This is a genomic window from Enterocloster sp. 210928-DFI.2.20 (assembly GCF_020554465.1).
GTDB classification, from domain to species: domain Bacteria; phylum Bacillota; class Clostridia; order Lachnospirales; family Lachnospiraceae; genus Enterocloster; species Enterocloster bolteae.
The window spans coordinates 1-4,878 of the sequence record NZ_JAJCHK010000069.1; the positions used below are offsets into that span (position 1 = coordinate 1).

Genomic DNA, 4,878 nt, shown 5'->3' on the forward strand with positions numbered 1-4,878 from the left:
CTACAGGCCAAGTGGTTTGTGGACTGCGGCCAGGAGGATGACGATAAGAAGCCGGACAGGAAGGTGATGGACTGGGAACAGGATGAACCCATCTTATTTCCCGCCATCAACAAAGTGGCAGGTACGGAGACCAGGGCGGCCCCATACATCCATTGGTGGACATTCTCAGGGTATTTCATGGAGATTGAGGAAGGGACATTTTCCGCAGTCTTGGGAATCCGTCAGAAGAAAGCCAAGGGAAAGAAGCTGGAAAAGTGGGAACAGGAGTTTTACCGCAACAACAAGAAACTCTGCGACATCCGGAAACGGTATACCGAAGAGGAGCAGGCGGAGATTGATTATTGGAATAACTTATTGGGTTAGGATGCCGGATGGGCGTCTTATTTTTATGCCTGTGCAGGAGGTGATGGTATGGCGGCAGATGGAAGCCTGAAATTTGACACGAAGGTAGATACAGGTGGTTTTGAGGATGGGGTCAGCACCCTTGACCGTGCGGTTAAGACTCTCGTTAAAAGCTCAGAAGCCGCCGGCAAAAGAATCAATGATGCTTTTGGGAAATCCATAAAGCTTACCGAACTTGAAAACCAGATTGCCCATACTGAAAGCCAAATCGTTAAACTCTCTGATGAAATGAAGCAGATGGGTGGGGAAAACATCCCAACAGAAGAATATAAGCAATATTCGGACCTTGTTTCCAAAACCCAGGTGCGGCTTGATAAGCTCATGGCGCAAGAACAGAAGATGACTGAACAGAGCGTCAGCAAGCGTTCGTCCCGGTGGAAAAATCTACAATATGATATTGACGAGGCCAGGAACACACTCGCTGCCTATAAAGCGGAGATGTCAGATATTGAATCCTCCGGACAGGCATACACGGCAGGAAGTGATACCTCAGCATATCAGAAGAAAGCAGAATCCCTTGACAGCCTGAACAATAAGCTGTATGTGCAGAAGCAGCGCCTCGCGGAATTAGCTGCAGAGGAAGGCCGGGCAGCCGTAGAATCCCAACGATTACAGGAAATCGGGGAAAATGCAGAAGTCAGCAACCAGAAAGTTGTTAAACTTGTGCAGAAACTAAAAGAACTAAAAGAGCGGCAAAAAGTACTTGAAGCAGCCGGGGTCACCACGGGATATGCGGAATATGACGCAAACCAGGCAGAAATATCCAGGCTTACCGCGCGGGTTAACGAATACCGGCAATCAGTTGAAAAAGCGGGAAACCGCACGTCGGCTTTTTCGGGCCTAATCAAAAGCGCATTTTCATCTGCCACCCATACCGTCACCAATTTCGGAAAAGCTCTGGGCAGTGGACTGGCCAATAAGGCAAAACAGGCAGTATCCAGTCTAAGAGGCCTAGGGAAATCATCAAACAACGTCAGCAAGAGCATTCTAAAGCTGTCTAATATGTTCAAGCTCATGCTCATCCGCATGGCCATGAGGGCGGCCATACAGGGTGTGAAGGAAGGTATGCAGAACCTGGTGCAGTATTCGGACCGTGCAAACCAGTCTATGTCTGGTCTGATGACCAACATGACCTACCTTAAAAATAGTTTTGCGGCGGCGTTCGCGCCCATTCTGTCCTATGTGGCTCCGGTACTTAATACTTTGATTAACCTTCTGGCAACGGCAGTGGGCTATATCAACCAGTTCTTTTCCGCGCTGGGGGGCGGGAGTACATTCGTGCGGGCCAAAAAGGCTAACGAGGATTATGCCGCCAGTCTGAAAAAGACGGGAGGCGCTGCGAGTGCAGCCGGCAAAGAGGCAAAGAAAGCCCTGGCTCCATTCGATGATCTGGTACAGATACAGCAGCAAGGTGCGGATGCATCCGGAGGCGGTGGCGGAGGGGCCAGCCCATCTGATATGTTTGAGACTGTCGGTATAGACAAGGGAATCAGTGATTTTGCAAATAAGCTGAAAGAAATGTTTACAGCCGGGGACTGGGAAGGGATAGGCCAGCTGATAGGTCAGAAGATTAACGAGGCAGTACAAAGCTTCACAGAGTTTATCAGTTGGGACAATATAGGTGCGCAGATAACAGCTTTTGTAACAGCGTTCACGACCCTGTTCAACAGTCTGGTGGCCAAGATTGACTGGTATTCTATCGGCGTCATGTTCGGCACTGGCATTAATACCATAGCGCATACGTTGTATCTTCTTCTTACCCAAATTGAGTGGTTCGCACTGGGCAATGCGTTGTCTCAAGGCCTTATGGGGATGGTCAATACGGTAGAGTGGGGACTTGTAGGCGCAACCATTGGCGCATATTTCCAGGCGCAGATATCCGGTCTGTTAGGATTCATCATTGGCACAGACTGGGGGGCCATCGGGACTGCCCTGTCTGACTGTATCGTGGGGATTGCGAATAAAATTGAATGGGAGCAGCTAGGGTATCTGTTTGCGGCTGGGCTTAACGCAGTTTTTGACGCAATGCTGCAGTTCGCAAAAGATTTCCCGTGGGTCGAAATGGGTGAGCATATCGCAACCAGTATCAGCACGTTCTTCCAGACATTCCGGTGGGCTGATGCAGGCGAGGCATTGAGCACATTCGTAATTGGAATCCTGGACTTTTTGATTACCGTGGTGCAGGAGACAGACTGGGCATCCTTTGTGCAGGGCATTGTTGACTGTATCGAGGCTGTGGACTGGATTGGCCTTGCAGGGAAGATTTACACGCTGTTGTACTCTGCGCTGGGCGTTGCTTTTGGGGCTCTGGCTAAGTTCATTGGGACCCTGATAGCGGACGGGTTCGCGGCGGCAAAGGATTATTTTAATGGAAAGATAGAGGAATGCGGCGGTGATGTTTGGGCTGGGATGCTTAAGGGAATCGTGGATGCCGCTAAGGGAGTAGTCTCCTGGATTAAGACCAACGTGGTGGATCCATTTATCAATGGCTTGAAGGCAGGCTTTGGTATCCACAGCCCGTCAACGGTCATGGCAGGGATGGGACAATACCTCTGGGAAGGTTTCTGCGAAGGCGTGAAGGAATTCTTTTCTAACCCAGTTGGTTTTATAAAGGCTAACATTACAGACCCGTTCGTGAACGGTATCAAGAGCCTCCTGGGTATCCACAGTCCGTCAACCGTACTGGCCGGCGTCGGATCCAACACCGTGGCCGGATTCAATCAGGGCGTGACAAACGAGCAGGCCGCTTCCCAGAGCGTCGTCCAGTCCTGGGCATCCGGTGTGGCCAGCTGGTTCTCTAATAAGTTCGGCATCAGCTCCGGGGATTCCGCGGAGTCCAAGAAGTGGGCCACCAGCATCATGAGGGGCTTCAACAATACTGTTAATAAAAACTATACACAATCCCAGAGCGTCATGGAAACCTGGGCGGAGAATGTCCGAAAGTGGTTTGTAGGCGTGGATGAGGTGCAGGGTGTGAATGAGCTGTCCTGGACAAAATTTGCGGAACTCATTATCCAGGCATTCAATGCCAAGATTGATGACAGCCATACTGAAACCCGGTCACCCATGGAGACCTGGGCAAAGAATGTGAAGGAATGGTTCTGGGGTGACAGTGATACGCAGGGGACCGGCGGCATGTACGCTGCATTTTATAATATGGCGAAGAGGATCAATGAGGGATTCGCCAATGGTATCTCTGACTTTGCTTACATGGCAAAGGATGCCATTAAAAGGTGGGCGAGAGAAGCCATGGAAGAGGCCGAGGAAGAGTTTGATATCAACTCGCCGTCCAAGGAGTTTTACGGCATTGCGGAGTATGTGGTGCGCGGATTTAATAACGGCATTAGTGCTATGGCGGCATCATCCCGAAGCACAGTCCAGAAGTGGTTAGATGGTGTCATGGATGTGTTTGACGGTGTGGAGGTGAAGCTGCCTATCAGTATCAACATCCCGAACGCAGCATCCTATCTGCCCAGAATGGCCAGCGGAACCGTTGTGCCGCCAAGGGCAGGTGAGATGTCCACAAGCATGAGGAACACGGCAGGATACGGCCAGGAAGAGACACTGGGCTACCTGGTGGCTAAAATGGACGAGATGATAAGCCGTCTGCAGGCGGAAGGGAACCGGCCGATACAGATTGTCTTGAACTTGACTGGGAACCTGGCAGCATTAGCCCGTGTGTTGAAACCGGAACTGGACAAAGAGGCAGCCCGCAAGGGCGTAAGACTGGTAATTGTAGGAGGAGGTTGATATGGATAATGTATTTTTAATGGACGGCAAGGCTTACAACGTGGAAGTGGAGAAGGACTCACTGGAGCGCAGCTTTGCGGTCACGGATACGGAGCAGTCCGGGCGAACTCTGGATTACTCCATGGACCGGGACATCATAGGGACTTTCTACAACTACACAATGAAAATCTACCCAAGGATGAATGACCTGGCATCCTATGATGCGTTTTACAGCATCATATCCGACCCAAACTACGCGAGCCATGAAATGACCTTCCCGTATGGGCAGGAGACATTGACCTTCCAGGCTTATGTCAGCCAGGGGAAGGATAAGCTGCGGATCCGGAACGGGAAGAACATCTGGGGCATGGATGGGCTGTCATTAAACTTCACAGCCATGGAACCACAAAGGAGGCGGTAAAGCGATGAAGTGGGACATAAGGGTAGAGACCAATGGACAGCAGCCATACTCATCCGTGGACGACCTGACCAGTTTTGAGCAGGACATGCCGCCATACGCCTACTGCCTGCCGCGGTATGCAAGGTTGGATGGGACCTATGTCAATACCCCGGATACAATCCCAGACAGCCAGAACGGCTATATCAGTACGGCGCTGAGCGGCCCGGACGGTGTGTTTGACAAGCCACCATCCATCACGATTACCTTTGACCGGCTTAAGACCAGCAATGGCGTGTCCATGGTTTTTAACAGGGTATCCGGGGATTATGCCAGCAGGCTTAAAATCT

The 4,878-nt window shown here is 50.9% G+C and carries 3 protein-coding genes and 1 pseudogene; all 4 read left to right on the top strand.

Annotated features, from left to right (window positions below):
• Positions 1 to 363 (top strand): Gp15 family bacteriophage protein (locus LI015_RS27660; protein ID WP_227126754.1); only part of this gene is annotated, 363 nt, incomplete at its 5' end.
• A 48-nt stretch (positions 364 to 411) separates the two neighbouring features.
• Positions 412 to 4,152, top strand: a complete 3,741-nt coding sequence (locus tag LI015_RS27665; RefSeq protein ID WP_227126755.1) for a hypothetical protein — start codon at positions 412 to 414, stop codon at positions 4,150 to 4,152.
• 1 nt (position 4,153) lies between these two features.
• On the top strand, positions 4,154 to 4,552 hold the full coding sequence (locus LI015_RS27670; protein ID WP_173875330.1) for a hypothetical protein: 399 nt from the start codon (positions 4,154 to 4,156) through the stop codon (positions 4,550 to 4,552).
• A gap of 4 nt (positions 4,553 to 4,556) precedes the next feature.
• Positions 4,557 to 4,878: pseudogene (locus LI015_RS27675) on the top strand (hypothetical protein); the annotation flags it as partial.

Coding starts and splice junctions, on each gene's coding strand:
- LI015_RS27665 (WP_227126755.1), top strand. CDS start 412: ATGGCGGCAGATGGAAGCCTGAAATTTGACACGAAGGTAGATACAGGT.
- LI015_RS27670 (WP_173875330.1), top strand. CDS start 4,154: ATGGATAATGTATTTTTAATGGACGGCAAGGCTTACAACGTGGAAGTG.